General features: G+C 38.7%; 19 protein-coding genes. 6 read left to right on the plus strand and 13 right to left on the minus strand.

The features are described 5' to 3' along the window. Window positions 1–6: 6 nt before the first annotated feature. Genes B2727_RS05885 through rfbB form a run of 6 tightly spaced genes read right to left on the minus strand, consistent with a single transcriptional unit; the run spans window position 7 to window position 6,040 of the window. Window positions 7–861 carry a glycosyltransferase family 2 protein gene (locus B2727_RS05885; RefSeq protein ID WP_241345219.1) on the minus strand — a complete coding sequence of 285 codons (855 nt, stop codon included), beginning with the start codon at window positions 859–861 and terminating at the stop codon, window positions 7–9. After that, window positions 858–2,363, minus strand: coding sequence for an oligosaccharide flippase family protein (locus tag B2727_RS05890; protein WP_241345218.1), 1,506 nt, complete (start codon window positions 2,361–2,363; stop codon window positions 858–860). Before B2727_RS05890 ends, B2727_RS05885 begins: the two co-directional genes overlap by 4 nt. Window positions 2,364–2,379: 16 nt before the next feature. Then, complete coding sequence (locus tag B2727_RS05895) at window positions 2,380–3,009, minus strand: NeuD/PglB/VioB family sugar acetyltransferase (RefSeq protein ID WP_241345217.1); 630 nt, start codon at window positions 3,007–3,009, stop codon at window positions 2,380–2,382. A gap of 3 nt (window positions 3,010–3,012) precedes the next feature. After that, entirely contained in the window at window positions 3,013–4,110 is a 1,098-nt protein-coding gene (locus B2727_RS05900) for a DegT/DnrJ/EryC1/StrS family aminotransferase (protein ID WP_241345216.1), read from the minus strand. After that, a complete protein-coding gene (gene rfbA / locus B2727_RS05905; protein WP_241345215.1) occupies window positions 4,107–4,982 on the minus strand; it encodes a glucose-1-phosphate thymidylyltransferase RfbA in 876 nt (291 codons plus the stop codon). The genes B2727_RS05900 and rfbA overlap by 4 nt, the downstream gene beginning before the upstream one ends. Continuing rightward, a complete protein-coding gene (gene rfbB, locus B2727_RS05910) occupies window positions 4,982–6,040 on the minus strand; it encodes a dTDP-glucose 4,6-dehydratase (protein ID WP_241345214.1) in 1,059 nt (352 codons plus the stop codon). Before rfbB ends, rfbA begins: the two co-directional genes overlap by 1 nt. A 454-nt stretch (window positions 6,041–6,494) precedes the next feature. On the opposite strand from rfbB, the gene B2727_RS05915 reads away from it, so the two are divergent. From B2727_RS05915 to B2727_RS05930, 4 genes are all read left to right on the plus strand, one after another. Next, window positions 6,495–7,622 carry a polysaccharide biosynthesis/export family protein gene (locus B2727_RS05915; protein WP_241345213.1) on the plus strand — a complete coding sequence of 376 codons (1,128 nt, stop codon included), beginning with the start codon at window positions 6,495–6,497 and terminating at the stop codon, window positions 7,620–7,622. 79 nt (window positions 7,623–7,701) lie between these two features. Next, on the plus strand, window positions 7,702–9,828 hold the full coding sequence (locus tag B2727_RS05920; RefSeq protein ID WP_241345212.1) for a GNVR domain-containing protein: 2,127 nt from the start codon (window positions 7,702–7,704) through the stop codon (window positions 9,826–9,828). A gap of 206 nt (window positions 9,829–10,034) precedes the next feature. Next, window positions 10,035–10,742 (plus strand): FKBP-type peptidyl-prolyl cis-trans isomerase, encoded by a 708-nt coding sequence (locus tag B2727_RS05925; RefSeq protein ID WP_004801786.1) that lies wholly within the window; start codon window positions 10,035–10,037, stop codon window positions 10,740–10,742. A gap of 48 nt (window positions 10,743–10,790) precedes the next feature. Beyond that, complete coding sequence (locus B2727_RS05930) at window positions 10,791–11,474, plus strand: FKBP-type peptidyl-prolyl cis-trans isomerase (RefSeq protein ID WP_241345211.1); 684 nt, start codon at window positions 10,791–10,793, stop codon at window positions 11,472–11,474. Here B2727_RS05930 and B2727_RS05935 read toward each other — a convergent pair. The 3 genes from B2727_RS05935 to ampD all read right to left on the minus strand — a co-directional run bounded on the left by B2727_RS05935 (window position 11,471) and on the right by ampD (window position 14,642). Beyond that, a complete protein-coding gene (locus B2727_RS05935; RefSeq protein ID WP_241345210.1) occupies window positions 11,471–12,406 on the minus strand; it encodes an acyltransferase family protein in 936 nt (311 codons plus the stop codon). The two genes, B2727_RS05930 and B2727_RS05935, sit on opposite strands and share 4 nt — an antisense overlap. Window positions 12,407–12,435: 29 nt before the next feature. Continuing rightward, window positions 12,436–13,986 (minus strand): murein biosynthesis integral membrane protein MurJ, encoded by a 1,551-nt coding sequence (gene murJ / locus B2727_RS05940; RefSeq protein ID WP_241345209.1) that lies wholly within the window; start codon window positions 13,984–13,986, stop codon window positions 12,436–12,438. A 62-nt stretch (window positions 13,987–14,048) separates the two neighbouring features. Further along, complete coding sequence (ampD, locus tag B2727_RS05945; protein WP_241345271.1) at window positions 14,049–14,642, minus strand: 1,6-anhydro-N-acetylmuramyl-L-alanine amidase AmpD; 594 nt, start codon at window positions 14,640–14,642, stop codon at window positions 14,049–14,051. A 145-nt stretch (window positions 14,643–14,787) separates the two neighbouring features. Between ampD and nadC the strand changes: the two genes are divergently transcribed. Next, the gene (gene nadC / locus B2727_RS05950) at window positions 14,788–15,633 is read left to right on the plus strand and encodes a carboxylating nicotinate-nucleotide diphosphorylase (RefSeq protein WP_241345208.1); all 846 of its coding nucleotides are present in this window, start codon (window positions 14,788–14,790) and stop codon (window positions 15,631–15,633) included. Here nadC and B2727_RS05955 read toward each other — a convergent pair. Further along, window positions 15,630–15,824 carry a hypothetical protein gene (locus B2727_RS05955; protein WP_241345207.1) on the minus strand — a complete coding sequence of 65 codons (195 nt, stop codon included), beginning with the start codon at window positions 15,822–15,824 and terminating at the stop codon, window positions 15,630–15,632. The genes nadC and B2727_RS05955 overlap by 4 nt on opposite strands. A gap of 196 nt (window positions 15,825–16,020) precedes the next feature. On the opposite strand from B2727_RS05955, the gene B2727_RS05960 reads away from it, so the two are divergent. Continuing rightward, a complete protein-coding gene (locus tag B2727_RS05960; RefSeq protein WP_241345206.1) occupies window positions 16,021–16,260 on the plus strand; it encodes a hypothetical protein in 240 nt (79 codons plus the stop codon). A gap of 68 nt (window positions 16,261–16,328) precedes the next feature. Here the strand turns inward: B2727_RS05960 and B2727_RS05965 are convergent, their stop codons facing one another. From B2727_RS05965 to B2727_RS05975, 3 genes are all read right to left on the minus strand, one after another. After that, window positions 16,329–18,509, minus strand: coding sequence for a phosphocholine-specific phospholipase C (locus tag B2727_RS05965; RefSeq protein ID WP_241345205.1), 2,181 nt, complete (start codon window positions 18,507–18,509; stop codon window positions 16,329–16,331). 311 nt (window positions 18,510–18,820) lie between these two features. Continuing rightward, window positions 18,821–19,537 (minus strand): ribonuclease PH, encoded by a 717-nt coding sequence (gene rph / locus B2727_RS05970; protein ID WP_004801766.1) that lies wholly within the window; start codon window positions 19,535–19,537, stop codon window positions 18,821–18,823. Between the two features lie 108 nt (window positions 19,538–19,645). Next, a complete protein-coding gene (locus tag B2727_RS05975) occupies window positions 19,646–20,788 on the minus strand; it encodes a fatty acid desaturase family protein (protein WP_241345270.1) in 1,143 nt (380 codons plus the stop codon). Window positions 20,789–20,815: the final 27 nt, after the last annotated feature.

Below are 20,815 nucleotides of genomic sequence, written 5' to 3' on the forward strand. Positions count from 1 at the left end.
TCCCACTTAAACTAAATTTCTATTAAAGAGTAAAATGCATATTTGTTTTATTAAAAATGGTATTTTTCTATAACCATTATATAAAACACATATTCTGATCATTTTCAACAACTCAAAGAGATAAACTTTTTTGATATAACTACTGTCAGAAAAGTAATCAAATGCTTTGTTATAAACTTTAACTTTTACATCAATAATTTTTAATTTAATATTTTTTTCATTTTTTAGAATTCCAACATCAAGACGATAAATTCCTAAATTCTCGCCTATATGATAGATTAAACCGTGCTTAACACTTTCTAAATGCAACTCAAAATCATAGGTATTTCCTTCTAATTTTTGAAGAAAATCTACCAAATGCTCTCTAACAAACATTTTAGATGAATGAGCAAAGAATGGTAAGTTTTTCAAATAGTACCTCCAATCATATACACCTTCATTAAAGTTCCAAAAATTACTATCTATATTATTATCGATATTGATAGAGCAAACGTTATGAGAGCAAATCGCAAAGCCCTCTTCCATTTTTTCATATTGTTTTTGTAGCTTATTTGCTAAGGCAAGATCATCGCCATCCATATGAGCAATGTATTTCCCTCTTGCTAACTGATAAACTTGCTTAATATTTTCAATTGCTCCAACATTACTCTTGTAAAACAATGGAACAATTAAATCAGGGTATTGTTTAGCGTACTCTTGTACAATTTTCCGAGTATTATCTGTTGAACAGTCTTCACCAACAATTATTTCAAACTTAAAGTTTGTTTTTTGTGTAACTAAACTTTCTAGGCATTCTGCGATATAGTCTTCTTGGTTATAAGTAACTACACAAACTGAAACCTGAACATCATCATGACTCATGTCAATCTCTTTAACAATTGATTTTTAAGCAATCTTCTAGCCGAATTCGAACTCAAAAGTGCAATAACTAGACCTATCAAACTAAATAAAGTGATTTGAAAAAAAGCAATTAAACGAACGTTAGAAAAATTGAAGATATAAGCTATAAAAAAGATAAACCCCGATACCAATAAACTACTTGGCAAAAAAGATTTAAACCATTTTATGTTGATACCATGTTGTATTTTCATATGAACAAAGCTTACCCAGCCAAGTAAATAGACAACTTGGAATATAAACCAAATCCAACCAGCCCCAATCGCTCCATAGTTACGCGCAGCCCAAATTATAGCAGGTATCAAAAGAATAACGCTGAGAATATTACCGAAGAAATGATATTTCAAATTTCCATAGGCATATTGTAAATAATAAGGGAAAGCACCTAATGCTAAAAAAGCATTCCCCAATGCGTATAGTGTCAATATTGGAGCTGTTTTTTCTGCCAGAATGACATCGCCTGTCCATACATATAAAATAGGTTTTGCTAATGCGGCTAAAACTATTCCAGCTGAAACGGCAATTACAGCAATGAATTGGGTAGCATTTAAATAGACTTCTTTCATTTCAGTAATTTTTTGTTCGCCATGAAGATAGGCTAGTCTCGGCATAATCACAGAGCTAACTGGTGTACTCACTTGTAATACACCACCAGCAACCAAAACTGCTAGAGAAAAATAACCATAATCGGATAAAGTCAAAACACCAGATAGAATAAATTTATCTAATTGTGTAAGTAATACCCATACTGACGATGTAAATGCAATTGTTAATGCAAAACCAAGAACAGACTTAAGAGGACGCAATGAACAACCAATAGTGGTTGAAATAGGTATTGAAGGTAATAGTCTATAAGTTTTTATAAAAAGTGTAGCAAACTCAAACACTGCAACAACAAGCTGAAATAGAAAAAAGCTTTTAACATCAAATCCCCAAAAATACATAAATAATAATGCGCCAGGAAATCGAAGTGTAGCTACCAATGTATTTGTTACACTCAGCCAAACAATCTGCTCAAAACCAGAAATGACCCCTCTATATAAGCCCGTCATCCAACGAAGTGCAACACATATTGCCATGCTCTGTAGTGCAAATAAAACATCCACCATATTTAGATGCTGTAATTTAAGCCAAAACAAAGCAATATAAGTGTCAAGATGCCATAATAGCCCAGCACCTGTAATCGCAATAGCCGTAAAAATCAAGCTCAATGCTCGAAATAGTTGGCGAAAAGCTAAAGCAGTTGAAGCCCCCGCATTGTATTGGGCTGTTTGTCTACTGATCGTTGGAGTCAAACCAAAATCAAGTAGCATAAACAGGCCTTGCAACATAGTAAAAAAGCCAACCAAGCCATACGCCTCTGCCCCCATATATTTCATATAAAGAGGTAGAATAATAAGACTAATAAGAATAATATAAATTTGGCTAATATAACTTGCCAAGATGTTTATTTTGAGCTTAGACAATTATTTACACTCAAAATCAATCCAAAATCTTTAAAGATTTTGCTGGATTTCCAACCATGACATGATTTTCCTCTACACTCTTTACTAATACGGCTCCCATTCCAATAAATGCCCCTCGAGCTACCACTAACTTTTCCTTTAAAGAAGCATTGAGGCCAATTTCAACTAAATCATCAATTTTAACATCTCCAGCTATTGCAACATTAGGTGCAATAGTTACAAAACTGCCCAGCTGAACCCCATGTGATAATGTTGAATTTATATTAACAATACTATGCTTTCCAATCGTAATATTTATCGTTAATACACTTCCTGCACAAATCATTGACCCTTCTTCTATAACAACATTTTCTCCTATTATTGCAGTAGGATCGATTAGAGTGGCAAATTGATATTCATATCCCGAAAAAAAATCTCTAATTACTCTTTCACGCCCTCGCGGGTTACCTATAGCGATTAAAAAGTCGCAATCTACATAACTATTGCAAGTTTCGATCTTCCCTAAAACAGGCACTTGAGAGATAATTTCCCCTTGTTTATTATTGGTATTATCCAAAAACCCTCTTACTTTTCTTCCACATCTACGTGCAAGTAAAGCCATTTCGATTCCATGGCCTCCAGCTCCAATTATGATAATCTCTTTCATTTATTATCTGTCCAAGATAACATTTATAATTGTTCTACATTGATCCATCGATAAGGTTGGATACATTGGTAAACATAGTACTTGTTCAGATAGCTTTTTTGCCTTTGGGGTCTCGGTATAAAAAGCTTGGTATACATTCAGTTCCGTCATCAAAGGATAAAAGTATTTACGAGCAAAAATCTGATGCTGTTTTAACTTTTCAAATAATTCATCACGATTTAACGGGTAAGATTCCGAAATAATAATAGGAAAATATGAATAATTATCCTTATCTAAAACTGGACGGCTTAGACAATCAATACCGTCAATTGCCTCTAAAGCGGTACGATATATTTGATCAATATTCTGACGTGCTTGTAATGTTTCCTCAATCGTTTTGAGTTGCAATAAGCCTAATGCAGCATGGACTTCACTCAATTTGCCATTCAAGGAAATATCATCAATTGTTGTTTCATTAACAATACCAAAATTTCTTAATTGATCAATTCGCTGCTTCATATCAGCACTATGACTTACGATAGCACCGCCCTCAAAAGTGTTAAACACTTTAGTTGCATGAAAGCTAATTACACTTAGATCGCCATAATCTAGAATACTTCGTCCTTGGCATTTAATACCAAAAGCATGTGCAGCATCATAAATTAGTTTTAATTGATATTGATCAGAAATTTTTTGTAAAGCGTCAACCTCACATGGAATTCCATAACAATGAACAGGTAAAATTGCGACTGTTTTATCTGTAATCGCAGCTTCTACAGCTTCTGGATCAATATTTGAAGTGTTTGGATCAATATCAACAAAAACAGGGGTTAATTTATTCCAAACAATGGAGTGAGCAGTTGCAACAAATGTATAAGGCGTAGTAATAACTTCACCTTGCTCTAAGCCCAAAGCTTGTAATGCTGTAACAAGCGCTATCGTTCCATTATTAAATAATGAAATATACGGAACATCCAAATACTCACATAACGCTTGCTCTAATTTCTGGTGTAGAGGACCACAATTCGTTAGAATTTTATTGTCCCAAATCTCTTTTAAATAAGGAATAAACTCATCCAATTCAGGTAAAACTGGCTGCGTTACATAAATCGGGGTCTTCATACGTCTTTCACCAAAGAAATCAAATATTGGCCATAATCATTTTTATTCATACTTTGACCAATTGCTAAAACTTGTTCTTTGCTTAGCCAGCCATTGTTAAAAGCGATTTCTTCTAAACAAGCCACCTTATAACCTTGCCGCTTTTCAATGGTTTCTACAAATTGTGCTGCCTCAAGCAAGCTTTCATGTGTGCCTGTGTCGAGCCAAGCAAAGCCTCGACCGAGTAACTCGACATTTAAGTCACCACGCTCTAGGTAAATTTGATTGACGGTCGTGATTTCTAATTCACCGCGCTCAGATGGTTTGACTTGTTTCGCAATTTCAACAATATCATTGTCGTAGAAATAAAGTCCTGTCACAGCAAAATGTGATTTTGGATTTTTCGGCTTTTCTTCTAATGAAACAGCACGTTTTTGCTCGTCAAACTCAACCACACCAAAACGCTCTGGATCTTTCACCTGATAGCCAAAGACCGTTGCCCCTTTTTGGCGTGCAACTGCCTGACGAAGCATTGGTGTAAAACCTTGCCCATAAAAAATATTATCGCCAAGCACTAAGCACACATTACTTGTACCAATAAACGCTTCACCAATAATAAAAGCCTGAGCTAAACCATCTGGACTTGGCTGAACAGCATAACTCAACTCAACACCAAATTGCGAACCGTCACCCAATAGTCGTTTAAACCCATCAATATCATCTGGGGTACTGATAATTAAAACTTCGCGGATACCCGCTAACATCAAGACCGACAAAGGGTAATACACCATCGGTTTATCGTAAATCGGCAGTAACTGCTTAGATACACCCTTGGTAATTGGATATAAGCGTGTACCTGAACCACCCGCAAGAATAATACCTTTCGTCGACATTAGACATTTACCCCTAATCTTTCACCTTGATAACTGCCATCTTGTACACGGCGACACCATTCTAAATTATTTAAATACCATTCAACGGTTTTACGGATACCCGTTTCAAAAGTTTCCTGAGGTTTCCAGCCAAGTTCACGCTCTATTTTTGATGCATCAATCGCATAGCGTAGATCATGTCCAGGACGATCCTTTACAAAAGTAATTAAACTTTCATATGCTTGAGAGTTAGCCTGTGGTTTTAATTCATCTAGAATTTTGCAAATGGTTTTAACTACTTCAATATTCTGCTTTTCGTTATGTCCACCAATATTATAGGTTTCACCAATCACACCTTGAGTAACAACTTGATACAGTGCTCTAGCATGGTCTTCAACGAACAACCAATCACGGATCTGATCACCCTTTCCATAGATCGGCAATGCTTTGCCATCTAAAGCATTTAAAATGACTAAAGGAATTAACTTTTCTGGGAAGTGATAAGGACCATAATTATTCGAACAATTGGTGACAATGGTCGGTAAGCCATAGGTACGTTGCCAAGCACGAACTAAATGATCTGAACTCGCCTTACTTGCTGAATAGGGAGAGCTTGGCGCATAAGGTGTTGTTTCAGTAAATAAGTCTGTTGTACCCTCTAGATCACCATAGACCTCATCTGTTGAAATATGGTGAAAACGAAAGCTTGCTTTTTTATTGTTATCTAATACCTGCCAGTACTTACGTGTTACCTCTAATAAGGTATATGTTCCTACAATATTGGTCTGAATAAATGCACTTGGCCCATCGATTGAACGATCAACATGCGACTCAGCCGCTAAATGCATAACTACATCAGGTTGAAATTGTTGGAAAATCTTCTCTAGTTTTGACGCATCACAAATATCAATTTGTTGAAACTGATAGCGAGGATCCTCATCAATTTCTTTTAAGGACTCTAAATTTCCAGCATAGGTCAATTTATCTATATTTAAAACGGTATCTTTCGTTGTTTTTATAATATGGCGTACTACAGCAGAACCAATAAATCCAGCACCACCAGTTAATAATATTTTCATATTTTTCCACTATACTACATCGAGTAGATTCTATCTAAACTTTCTATCTTCATACTCACCTTAAGACGCGCTGGAACAACCTGATAATTGGGCTTGCAAAATAACCATGCTATACTCTTCCTATTTCATTGAAAAAATTAGAAAAAATATTTTTTAACGTTTAAGGCAAGTTAAGGGGATACGATGCGGCATAATATAACAAATTTCATCAATTTGTTAGCAGTTCATTCTATTTTTATTTTAATGATTGTCCGATTAATTTAAAGCGATCAACAAATTACTTTTCATCAAATACTGAATTAAATCAAATTATTTTATAAAGAACACTATATCCCTCAAATTCCCCTACACTCCCACAGAAAAGATTATTATGTTTTTTTAATCTTTTGGGATAAAATCGCCTTGTTTTAGTGTTCTTTGCCGAATGACTTACTCAAAATGGCAAGTGATATCAATGAAAAATAAGACTATCCAAGGGTTTGATGTGAAGTATTACCAACTGTTTTCTATTCTTACGATCAGCATAAGCGCTGCGAGTTGTGCAATCACTTCAGGGCTTCAAACCCATGATCTTCCAGAAGAAGGAACGTATAAAACAGAACAAGGCGCAGACATTACCGTCATGCAATTAACGCAAGATAGTTTACAATCGCTCAATATCTCTACGATCGCTTCTAATCAAAATAATCTATCCGTATTATTCCGCCAGCCCCATAGCCAATATCGCTTAAATACAGGCGATGTTTTATCTATCCAATTATGGGCCTACCCTGAAATCACTCCTCCGCTTCAAGACGGGAATAATACCAAAGGGATTGGTTATCCTATTGATAGTAATGGAAATCTACAACTCCCGTTAATAGGGCAAGTACATATTTCTGGGAAAACGCTAGCCGAAACAAATCGTTACTTACGCAGCCAATTTGCAAAATACTTAAAAACACCAGATGTCATTGTTCGTGTCTTGTCCTATGAAGGAAATCGCTATTTTGTAAATGGCCAAGTCATGAAAAGCGGGCAATACACCCTGAATGACCAACCAATTAGCCTGTATACAGCACTGGGGATGGCAGGCGGCATTAATCCTGAAACAGGCGATAATACCTCGATACAACTCATTCGTCAGAGTGTCACGTATAATTTAAATCTGGTAGATTTAGAAAAAAAAGGCTTTTCATTACATAAATTATTGATTCAGCCCAATGACACGATTTTTGTGAATACCAAACAAAATCAAAAACTGTATGTCATGGGTGAGTCAAGTAAAAGCCAAGCTTTACCACTTCGAGATCAAGGTATGACTTTAAGTGATGTACTTGGTGAGAGTGAAGGGATTAACCCCTATACCGCAAGTGCTGCACGGATCTATGTCATGCGGACTGATTTAAGTACTCGACATTCAACTATTTATCAGCTGAATTTAAGTAGTTTGGGTAATCTCGCTTTGGCTAATCAATTTGCTATGCAGAAGAATGATATTGTCTATATTGATGCCACAGGTCTTACGCGCTGGCAACGTATGGTCAACCAAATTATACCATTCTCGAATGCGCTTTATAGTTTTGATCAGTTAGGTAAATAAATATGACTTTTTCAATCCAATGATTTAGATCATAAAGAATCTGCAAGCATTTTCCAAAATTTTAAATAGTTGTTCCCTTATGAATCAAAATACACAATTGCCTGATGATACGATTGATCTCAGAGAATTATTTTTTACGATCATTGCTCAATGGAAACTTATTGTTTTTTGTACAGCTTTCGCACTCGTCTGTGCAGGAGGTTACCTTAAAACTGCAGAAAACATTTATGAAGTTGATGCAAAAATTCAAATCATTGATAACAAGCAAAGTGGGTTAGCGGGTCTAAACTCGCAACTTGCATCTTTAGGTAGTTTAGCTGGCGTAAATATTGGCGGTCTTGGCGGTCAACAATCGATTCAGGCAGAAATCGAAATCTTGCAATCTCGCTCTATTTTAGCAAAAACTATTCAAGATCTAAATCTAGATATCCAAATCCAACCAGATCAAGGTTTTGTTCAGAAGCTTTTAAGCACAGATCAATTTCACACCAACTATCTTACGGATCAAGTACAAGTTAGAAATCATAAAACTGAGTTCACTATTCGCCAATTTGACATTCCAAAACAATATCTAGATCAAAACCTGCTTTTAAGCTTCCATGGACAAAACTTTAGCCTTACGTCAGAAAAAACTGGACTAGAAGTATACAAAGGATCCCTAAATCAAAAAGCAAATTCTACTCCTCTTGGTTCAGCTTGGAAAATTAGTATTTCAAGCCAACATCCTCTAGATGGTCAGTATATTGTTCAAAAACAATCAACACTTGCAGCAGTAAAAGCAATTCTATTAAATTTAAAAGCAGCCGAAGTTACCAAGCAAACAGGTATTATCACAATCAATTATGATGGGACAGATAAAGCCCATATCATAAAAGTATTAAATCACATTTTAGAGATTTACCAAGAACAAAACTTAGCGACGAAATCTGCGGAGAAAGAAAAATCTCTAACATTTTTAAATCAGCAACTACCAAAACTGAAGCAAGAGCTAACAGAGGCAGAGCAAAAGTTTAATACGTTCCGAGAAACTCATGGTACGATCGATATTCAACAAGAAGCTGGGCTTTATTTAAAGCAGAGTGTCGAGCTGGAAACGCAAAAAATTCAGTTGGAACAAAAGCAAGCCGAATTAGCTGCGCAATACACCGCTCAACATCCAATGATGCAAGAAATTAATGCACAAATTGGTGTTTTTAATAAAAAAATTAATGAATTGAATAGTGCATTAAAAAAATTGCCAAATACACAAAGTCAGTATTTGCAATACTATCGCGATGTACAAGTACAAACGCAGTTGTATACTAATTTATTAGGAACATACCAGTCTTTAAGCTTAGCCAAAGCTGGAGAAACAGGAAATATTCGCGTTTTAGATTACCCTGTAGAACCAACGAAACCAATCAAACCTCGTAAGCTAATCGTGTTAATCCTCTCAATTTTTATTGGTGGATTTATTGGTGTAATGATTGCTCTAGTTCGCAATATGTTACAAACTGGCGTACGTCACCGTGATGAAATTGAACAGGCTGTCGGAATTAACACTTATGTTGAATTGCCTAAAGTGAAACATAAAACTGCTCCTGAGTTACCAGCACTCAAGACATTTATCCCGACTTTACGTTTTAAGTTACAGCAAAAACAACATAACGTTGCACTCATAACAAGTGTTACACCTAATCAAAATCAAGGTGTGATTGCTCAACATTTGGCACTTTATCTCAGTCAAGCTGGGCAGAAAGTTTTAGTCATTGATAGCGACCTTTATCGTGGTGAACTTGACCAACTTTTTAAGAGCACGTCAAAAGTGGGCCTAGCTGAATATTTACGCGGACAAGCCAACCTAGATCAAATTATCGTGAATACAAGTTCTCCAAATTTGAGTTTAATTGGGCGTGGACAAAGCAATGATGAAGCTTCTATTAGCTCACATCAATCAATTTTTGCACAGTTAATGCAACAGATCAGCAATCAATATGACTACATATTAATCAGTTCTGCACCCGTACTTGCAACCTCTGATAGTTTAAACCTTGCTCAATTTACAGGTTTTAATCTCTGTTTAGTGCAATACGGTCAGACACAACTGAAAGATATTGAACTCGCAAAATCTTATTTTGTGAATGCTGGACTTGAGATTGATGGTCTTATTCTCGATCAGATCCCGAGCTATCAAATTAATCAGTATCAATATCAGACCAGCAAATAATTGCTCTAATATTGAATAAAAGGAACCAGAGAGCTATAAATTCTCTGGTTTTTTTATTTCAACAAGAATGCTCATTGATTTCACAAATGACTCAATCCTCATACAAAAAATCCATGCATTTTTGCTGTTTATTATTCAATGCCTAAGCCTATACATGCTAAGATCAACGGCATATTTTTTATTAAAATCTCGCTTTGGGACATCTCATGAGTAAAGCTTTACCTTTCGTTGTCGCAGCTGTTTTAGGCGGTGCAGCGCTCGTTCCTATTTACTACGCTACTAAAAATCCAACTACTGAGTTTGGCGCCAAGGCTGACAAAAATGCAGCACCTGTGGCAAAAATCAGTTATGCATTAGGTTACGAAGTCGCAAAACAAACCCCACCAGAATTAGAAACCAGTGCATTTATTACTGGCTTCCGTGACGGACATGCACAAAAACCAGCAGCCTACACAGAAGAAGAGTTACAAGCGGCTTATGTCGAGTTCCAAAAAGAACTACAACAAAAGCAAGCGAATGAGACCAAAAAAGTCGAAGCGACCAACAACAGCTTTTTAGCAGAAAATGCGAAAAAAGAAGGTGTGAAAACCACCGCTTCTGGCTTGCAATATAAAATCACTAAAGAAGGTACAGGTAAACAGCCTGCCGCGACTTCTGTTGTGAAAGTTCACTACAAAGGTCAACTTGCTGATGGTAAAGTCTTTGATAGCTCTTATGACCGTGGCGAGCCAATTGAGTTCCCGCTGAATCAAGTGATTCCAGGCTGGACTGAAGGTTTACAGCTGATGAAAGAAGGTGGTAAAGCAACACTTTATATTCCTGCAAACTTAGGTTACGGTGAACAAGGTGTTCCTGGTTCGATCCCACCAAATAGCACATTAATTTTTGATGTAGAATTAATCGCTGTTAAGTAAATGATCTTAAGGAGAGCCTGTGCTCTCCTTTATTTTTTGGAAGAAATAATGAAAAGATTAGGTCTCATTTTAATTGCTTCAACCATCGGAACGGTTCAAGCAGCACCCATTACACAAAAAAGCCCACAAAAAGATCAACTCGGATATAGCTACGGTTATCTCATGGGCAGAGGCAATGCCGAAACCTTAAAAGACTTAAATATCGAAACTTTTGTACAAGGCTTACAAGAAGCTATTCAAGGTAAAACGGCATCATTAACCGATGAAGAAATGACCAACGTTCTAAATCAATATAAAAAACGCCTAGAAGCCAAACAACTGATTGAGTTTCAAGAACAAGCTCAAAAAAATGATCAAGCAGGCAAAGCCTTTTTAGCTGAAAATGGCAAGAAAGCAGATATCGTGACCACGAAATCAGGCCTACAGTACCAAGTACTACAACAGGGCCAAGGTAAATCACCGAAAGCGACATCAACGGTTAAAGTAAACTATGAAGGACGCTTGCTCGATGGAACTGTGTTCGACAGTTCAATCGCACGCAACCATCCTCTTGAGTTCAAGCTCAGCCAAGTGATTGCGGGTTGGACCGAAGGTGTTCAAACGATGAAAGAAGGCGGTAAAACACGTTTCTTTATTCCAGCAAATCTAGCCTATGGTGATGTCGGTTCGGGCGATGCGATTGGCCCTAATAGCACGTTGATTTTCGATATTGAATTACTCGAAGTCCATTAAAGTAAATATTTGACTCTTTTATTTAAAAGAGTCAAAAAATATCCCAATGTGATTGATGCGAACAAAACATATGTAGTAAAAATCACCGTATTGTTTGCATCAAATCTCTTCGCCAATTCAACCATCATGATTGGGTGAATAAGATAAATAGCAGTTGAAAGTACTGCAATATTTTTGCTGTGACTCTGAATATCTAGCTTAAGCGTATAAATAAAAATTGCTGGTGCAATTAGCAATAACATTACAAGAAAATCAAGAGATTCTTTATGATTAACAAAGTAATAATGGATAAATGACTCAAACACTAATAATAACAGTAAGAACGATATCAGATATAAATTAATATTTATTTTATGGTCTATCTTATACTTGTTAATCCAAAAGCCAATCATCATAAATGGGAAACACATCATCAAAAAATTCCGATAACTATTAAAATTATTTAGAAGATGATCTGTTCCTCTAGGGAATAAATGTAAGTTTCCAGCAGTCTGTATCACATAACCAGTAAGAAAGCATAGGACTGCTATGCTTAGCTGAAAAGCTAGCGAATAATTTCTAATCCAGTAGAGCAATAACCCACCAAAGAAGGCTCCGATTAAATACCAAAGTACAAAATAGCCCCAAAAGAGATTTTTAATATTTTCTACTAAAGATAAATAAGAAAACCAAAATGGTGAATAAACTAACATCCAAATCAAATAAAGAACAAGAAGCCGTTTCCCCCATTTAATTAATTTTTCTAGATTATTAATATAAAAGAAATAATACCCTGTAATAAGAAGAAAAATGGGAACTGCTATTCTGCATACTCCATTTACAGTTGTAAAATATAAAGCCTCATTAATATTCTTGAATAAGCTGCAATGTAGCATGACAACAAGAAAAGATAGACAAAGCTTTAATATGTCTAATGCTACATTTCTACACATTTTTATAATTTAACTCTTCCGGATTTTTTCTAAGCTTTTAAATGTCTTGGTCGGAAACCTGTAGCCAACAATGCTACAGCATAGGCAACGACACCGATGACACATAAGCCAATCACTTCAGCAATACGCAGCCATTGAGAAATATCGCCTTGGTACCAGGTTAAGCCATACCAAAGCGCAGCAATCATGGTGATATTGGCAACCGCATATTGCAATGCCAGTTTTTTCCAATGCGCACCAAAACGATAAATATTACGTTTATGCAAATAGAAATACAGCATACCCGCATTCACCAAAGCCGAGCCTGAAGATGCTAGTGCGAGCGCCATATGCTCGGCATGCCAATCGATTAACTTAAACAAGCCAATAAAGACTACGTTTAGAATGGCATTGGCTGCCACTGCCATTAAGCCGACACGAACCGGGGTTTTAGTATCCTGTTGTGCATAGAAGCCTGGCGCAAATACTTTGATCAACATAAATGAGATGACCCCTGCACTCATACATTGCAGTGCCAATGCCGTCATTCGCGTATCTTCTACAGTAAATTCACCACGCTGGAACAAGGCCTGAATAATCGGTGTCGACAGCATAAATAATGCAATACTTGCGGGAATACCGACCAGCATAATAATCTTGGCAGCCCAATCAATCATGCCTCTAAATTTGGCTTGATCTTGCTCTGCATGACGTGCGGAAAGCGAAGGTAAAATTACTGTACCAATCGCGACACCAATTAAGCCCAGTGGTAACTCAGTCATACGTTCAGCACTATACAACCATGATACTGAACCATCTTGCATGAATGACGCCCAGATTGTATTGAGCAATAAGTTAATCTGAGTCACTGACACCCCAAACAAAGCAGGCAGCATCAGTTTTAAAATACGATCCACCCCTTCATGTTTGAAGTCCACTTTCGGTGGAATCAATAAGTTCTTTTTCCATAGTTCAGGGATCTGGATCGCCAACTGTAAAACACCCGCAGCAACTACAGCCCACCCCAAAGCCATAATTGGCTCTGCCATATACGGCGTTAACCACCACGCCCCTGCAATCATTGCCACATTGAGTAATACTGGAGAAAATGCAGGTGAAGCAAATGAACCATAGCTGTTTAAGATACTGCTGGCAAAAGCCGTCAATGACATAAACATCAAATATGGAATAGTCAGACGAAACATATCCACAGCGAGATCAAATTTTTCAGGATCGTTATGGAAACCAGGTGCATACAGATAAATAATCGCTGGGGCAGCCACCATAGCGACAAAGGTCAATAACGACATGGCCGTGAGCAAACAGCCAAACACCCGACTAATGAGAATCTGGACTTCGGCATGGGCACGACTGGTCTTATATTCGGTCAGAACAGGAATGAAAGCCTGAGAAAAAGCCCCTTCCGCAAATAGACGTCGGAAAAAGTTGGGAATACGAAAGGCAACAACGAAGGTATCGAAGTCCTTGCCTGCACCAAATACATTGAGCAGTACCACATCACGTACCAACCCCAACACTCGAGATAACATCGTCATTGCACTGACAATTACAGTCGATCGCCACAATGCCATCGCATTCACCTACGGCTTATCTTTTAAAAAGCGTTATTGTAATGAAAGTCCGAATAGATTTCGTTATGAAATTATAAATCCGATGCTGTTTTTTCGGCTAATTTTTGTTGAGCCAGCAAATTTCGAAATAATTGCCAATCAAAATATAAACCTGGATCGGTTTTACGTTTTGGCGCAATGTCAGAGTGGCCTGCAATATGATTTTGAATTTTTGGATAAGCTTGACCTAAAGTATTCACAACTTCAACCAATGCCTGATATTGTTCAGGCTCAAAAGGTAAATCGTCACTCCCTTCTAGCTCAATCCCAATCGAATAATCGTTGCATTCTTTCAAGGCTAAATAGCTAGAACGGCCTGCATGCCACGAACGATCATTAAAATTCACAAACTGAATCACTTCGCCTGTACGTAAAATCAATAGATGCGCTGAAACTTTCATCCCTTCAATGGTTTGGAAATAAGGGTGTAATGACCAATCCAATTGATTCTGAAAAAATTGCTGAATATAGCCCCCACCAAACTGTGAAGGTGGCAAACTAATATTATGAATAACAATTAGTTGAATATCGGTATCTGTAGGTCGGGCATTAAAATTCGGCGATGAAATTTGTGTTGCACCTGCCAATATCCCATCTTGAACTTGAGTAAATCTAGATTGTTGCATGGTGACTCGAATCAGCAATTTAATATTTATCTTGCCCATTCTGACATGCTTTATCACGAATAATCGAGATGAAATACTTATTTTTTATGAGTAGAGTGCTAATATAACGCACAAGTTTTTTAGTCAAAAATATACTGGAAATGGTATGAGTATCCCTCAATCTTTGCTTGAACAATCTATTCAAATCAATATTCAACAAGCATTACAAGAAGATATTGGGGACGGCGATATTACCGCCATGCTCACACCAGCCGATGAACAAGCCACTGCAACCATTATTACACGTGAAGAGATGGTGTTGGCGGGTCAGCCTTGGGTCAATGCATTAATTCAAGCCTATGACAGCTCAGTTCAAGTGACTTGGTTAAAACAAGAAGGTGAGCATGTTGCGGCAAATGAAGCTTTCTTAAAGCTTGCTGGTTCTGCACGTAGTTTGCTCACTGTAGAGCGTCCTGCACTGAATTTCGTCCAAACGCTGTCTGCGGTTGCGACTAAAACAGCCAGCTATGTTCAACAACTCGAGGGTTTGCATACCAAATTACTCGATACCCGTAAAACCTTACCCGGCCTGCGCATTGCACAAAAATACGCGGTTGCTCTCGGCGGTGGTCAGAATCATCGTTTAGGTTTATTTGATGCATTCTTAATTAAAGAAAATCACATCATGGCTGCGGGTGGAATTGCTCAAGCAATTGCCAAGGCACATACGATTGCACCCGGTAAGCCGGTCGAAGTCGAAGTGGAAACTTGGGATGAGCTCAATCAAGCGCTTGAAGCAGGTGCTGATATTGTGATGCTGGATAATTTTAGCCAACAGCAGATGATTGATGCGGTCAAACATGTGGCAGGTCGTTGTAAATTAGAAGCTTCTGGTAATATTACCATTGAGAATTTACGTGAAGTGGCAACCTCAGGCGTCGATTACATTTCAATGGGTGTGTTAACCAAAGATGTCAGAGCAGTTGATTTATCGATGCGTTTTAACGGCTAAGTCTGATCAGGCTCATTGTCCTGATGCTCAGACTGTTGTGCAGCCAGAATCTCTGTTTTGGTTGATGTCTGAGCCGCTTTAATTTGTTCACTCCACGCTGATTTGGCTTCGGTTGAATCAGTGGGTCGTGGATCCGCCGCCATCAAAACAAAAGTCACTGCGGTCAGTAACACTAGAAAAACTTGTAACATCGTCATCCCCTAAAAAATGCTTAATTTCAATTTGTGTTCAATCTATCAAAGCAACATGAGCCAAATCTGAGGGCTTTGTTACAACATGAAAATGCTCAGTGAGCTATTTGTTGACGATGATGTATTTGTGTGTACTTTCATTTCAATCTATGTAAGCTTAAAATGCTAAGCAGCTCAATTTATTAAAATAATAAGTATGGATACCGTATTCGAAGCTGTGTTTCATGTACTGTTTAAGCTGTTTCGTTTTCTCATCATTGACCTGATTTTTGAAATTATTATTGAAGGTGTGGTTCGTAGTCTTGGCTATGGGGTGGTTCGTTGCTATCGCCTTGGACAACGGGTGGATTTTGACAGTACTGAAGTATTTGTTGTCGGTTTTATCACGCTGCTCATATTGATATTTCTGTGTATCTACTGGTTTTTACTACGATAATTTTCAGTCTATAAAAAGCAGTTTAAGCATTCACTTAAACTGCTAATTTAACTTGTGTCTTAAAAGCTTTAGCTGCCCGAAAAGCCCATATAAGGGTCAGAAATGGAGTCCACATTGATTTCAATACGTCCAGCAAAGCGGCGGCTATAGCTCGGATCATTTTCAATCGTGACGCTAAAATCGTACCAACCACCAAACTCAGTCATGTCCCAACTGAGTTCTTTTTCAGCCGCTGCCGTTTCAACTTGCCAGCTCTTATTTGGTAAGTAGGCATTGGCTTTGACCACCAGTTTTGCTGTTTGTGCTGCGTCATTGCGGACTTTTAAGAAAATCTTTGGATCACACTCCTCCATACAGACACGGACTTCTGGAAGTGCTTGAATTTGTACGGTTTGAGTTAGGTTACCCGTAAAGCTGCGATGAAAACCATTCGGTCCCAATACCCATAGATCATATCGATTCTCTTTAGTCTGCCAAATATCATCCAGTTGCTTGCCCGCCTCCACCATATAACGGCGTGGAACTGCTTCTAAATTCAATTTGTCATAGACATGGAAGACGGCCGCATGCGTGCCTGTATTTGAGAACATTAATTTCACGGTTTTAGCCACAACATCGACTTTGGCGCTGCTATGCAAGACATAAGGCAGTGCCCGTGATGGACGAATCCCCATCTCCTGAACTGGATCGGTCTGACTGAGCGGACGGCTGACCTGAGATAAACTCTCCTGTGCTTTACGAATCGCATCGGCCTCAGCTTTGCTCTTTTTCCCAGATAAATCTGGCATAGGGAGTAAATTAGGGGTTTTAAAATTAAATGCCGAGGTTAAATCACCACATACTGCACGACGATAAGGACTGATATTCGGCTCTTTCACATCAAAACATTGTTCCAAGAATCGGATTACGGAAGAGTGATCAAACACTTGGGAATTGACCCAACCACCACGACTCCACGGAGAAATGATATACATCGGCACACGAATCCCCGGCCCATAGACCCCAACACCATTACTCACTTTAGGATCGATAAAATTTGGCTGACCATTCGAAGCCTTGGCATGCGTTGCATACTCATAGGACATCTGTTCTTTGCTGAGCGTCGATTTGCCATATACCGTGCCTGATGCATCCATTGAAGGTGCGCTTGGTGAAGGTACATGGTCAAAGAAACCATCATTTTCGTCAAAATTGATCAAGAAAACGGTTTGGCTCCACAGCTCAGGACGCTCAGTCAGCGCATTGAGAACCTCTTGGATATACCATGCTCCCTGCACTGGGCTTGATGGCCCTGGATGCTCACTATAAGTTGCGGGTGCGACCAACCAACTGACTTGCGGTAATTGTCCTTTAGCAATGTCTTGTTTAAATGTCCCTAAAAAACCACCATCTGGCATGGTATTGGCAATGCCTTTATACAAAGGTTGACTGACATCAATTGCTGGATCATAAGCTGGGCAAATGGTGCTGTTATTGACTGGTTTTCCTGATAACTCATTGGCACGGCGATACTTTTTAAATCCTGCTAATGGATTATCAGTAAAGTTATCAGGCATGTTTTGATACACTTTCCAACTGACACCTGCTTGCTGTAAACGCTCAGGATAAGTGGTCCAGTCATAACCTGTGGTCGATGGGCCAATCGCATCCAAATCATTGACGACACTGGCAACATTGGCACCTGTTGGACCATTCGTGCCAGTCCAGATAAACATACGATTTGAGTTGGTTCCCGTATGCATCGCGCAGTGGTAAGCATCACACAGAGTGAAGGCATTGGCTAAAGCAAACTGAAATTCAACTTCTTGTTGCTTGTAATAGCCCATCGATTGCGGTTGTTTGTATTGTACCCAACTGCCCATACGACCATGATCCCAAGCATATTGTCCATCGGTCCATGAGTGCGGTGTACCGCTGACACGCTGTGCATTGCCGCGGCTGCTATCTAAGTGATATGGATAGACCTTATTCTTATTGGCATCATACTGTTCCCAGACTTTACGACCTTGGCTTAAAGGAATGGTAAAACGGTCACCAAAACCACGTACACCTTTCAAAGTACCAAAGTAGTTGTCAAAAGAACGATTCTCTTGGGTCAAGATCACCACATGTTTGACATCTTTGATGGTGCCTGTTTCTACCTTGGCATCAATCGCAAGTGCCTTCTGAATACTCATTGGGAAACTGGTGAGCGCTGCTGTACCAAACAAGGCTTTGGTTGAATTTAATAAAAAATCACGACGATTCATTGGTTTATTTCCTTATTGTTCTTGTTTATGGCGCGCAGTGAATTTTGCAGGTAGATGTTGGCGGCTTTGGACTTGGCGTAGGATTATTATTATCACCATCACTGTCGTTACAGGCACTGAGTAACAAGCAACTGCTGCTGAGCAACGCTAAAAGGAAATTTCGCATTTGACTATCCGTTAAATATCAGTGCAGATAGTCAATACAATCTAAATGACAATTGAATGATGATTTGATCGCAATTCAATGACAAAAAATGGATAAAAAAAAGGCGGTCTAAAAAAACCAGACCGCCCGCACTATCAACTGGAGCTTACCAACCGAGAGCCTGCTGTTGCTTCTGAATCAATTCCGCGATTCCTTTTTCTGCAAGCTCTAACATGGCATTGCACTGCTGGCGCGTAAACGGCTTGTCTTCTGCCGTTCCTTGAATTTCAATAAATTCGCCAGCCTGTGTCATCACCACGTTTAAATCGGTTTGGCAATTTGAATCTTCTTCGTAGCATAAATCGAGTAAAACTTCGTCTTGATACATCCCGACTGAAATTGCTGCGACTAAGCTTTTTAATGGATCCTGTTTAATTTTTTTGTTGCTAAGCAATACATTCATCGCATCAACCAAAGCCACTGCTGCGCCTGTAATTGCTGCTGTACGTGTTCCACCATCCGCTTGAATCACATCACAGTCAATCGTAATGGTGTTCTCGCCTAATTTCTTCAAATCCACCATGGCACGTAAGCTACGACCAATTAAACGTTGGATTTCTTGGGTACGACCCGTTTGCTTACCGCGTGCTGCTTCACGATCGCTACGGGTATGGGTTGAGCGCGGTAACATGCCATATTCGGCCGTCACCCAACCTTGTCCCTGACCTTTCAAGAAACGAGGTACTGAGTTCTCAATGCTTGCGGTACACAACACTTTAGTATGACCAAACTCAACCAAAACTGAGCCTTCTGCGTAACGAGTAAAGTTACGGGTAATTTTGACCTCACGTAATTGGTCTAATGTTCTTTGGTCAATACGCATAACGATTCCTTAAAACTATGGCACAAATATCATTGCGCCATAGTATATCTCAATTACACGTGCTTCCAGTTTTACTTATTCGTTACAATTCACAGAATTAGTCATCGCTTAAGCAAACTTAAACTTCGATTTGAAATTCGTCCAAGTTTGAGCCACTTGTACAGCCATATCATTCGGCAATGAACATCTTGCTAAACGCACCCAAACCGTCCAGAACTGCTTCATAAAATTAGCTTCGTTGTAGTTCACGCCATATTCAGCACATAAAGCTCTGATTTGTGGTGCAACTTGTTCATAACGATTGGCAGGCATGTCTGGGAATAAATGATGCTCAATTTGATGGCTTAAATTACCACTCATAAAGTGCATCCATTTACCACCAGTAAAGTTACTTGAACCACGAATCTGACGCAGATACCACTGCGCTTTGGTCTCATTCTCAGTGTTGTCTGCTTCAAAGGTTTCCGCATCTTCCGTAAAGTGACCATTAAAAATCACCGCTGATGACCATAAATTACGCATGATGTTTGCAACTGCATTTCCAGCCAATACTGGAATAAAGTTAATCGTTGCAATTGCAGGAAAAAACACATAATCCTTTAACACCTGACGCGTCGCTTTTTTACGGAAATCAGATGCATCCGCCCAAACCTGTTTCCAGGTTTTGGTTTTATAGACCAAAGCATCTTCCAAATGCAGGTTTTGTACCCCGACATACCATTGGAAAAAGAACATCAACTGTAAAGCCAATGGAATATTGGCCAAATGACGCACTTCCCATTTTTGGTCTTCTGTCACCCGTAAAATGCCATAACCGACATCATGGTCTTTACCGACAATATTGGTATAAGTGTGATGCATATAATTATGGGTATAGCGCCAGTCATTGCCTGAACAGGTATTATCCCAATCGTAGTCTTCGCCACGCAAGCTAGGGTCATTGAGCCAGTCAAACTGACCATGCATCACATTATGGCCCAACTCCATGTTCTCGACGATTTTAGACACACCCAGCATGGCGGTCCCCAGCAACCATACGGGTGGGATCCAGCCACCGAACATCAACATGCCACGTGATGCGATTTCGGTATAACGTACGAAATTACGCACTTTGTAGATATATTTTGAATCCTGCTCACCGAGATTTTGCATCACATCTAAACGTATTTGCTCGACACGGCGGCCAAACTCTTCGACTTGTTCAGGAGTTAAATGCGCTGACTTTGATACGGTTTTAAATTCTAATGCCATATTCATTGTACTAATCCTCAAATATCT

Source organism: Acinetobacter sp. UBA991 (assembly GCF_002292065.1).
In the GTDB taxonomy this organism is placed as follows: Bacteria; Pseudomonadota; Gammaproteobacteria; order Pseudomonadales; family Moraxellaceae; genus Acinetobacter; species Acinetobacter higginsii.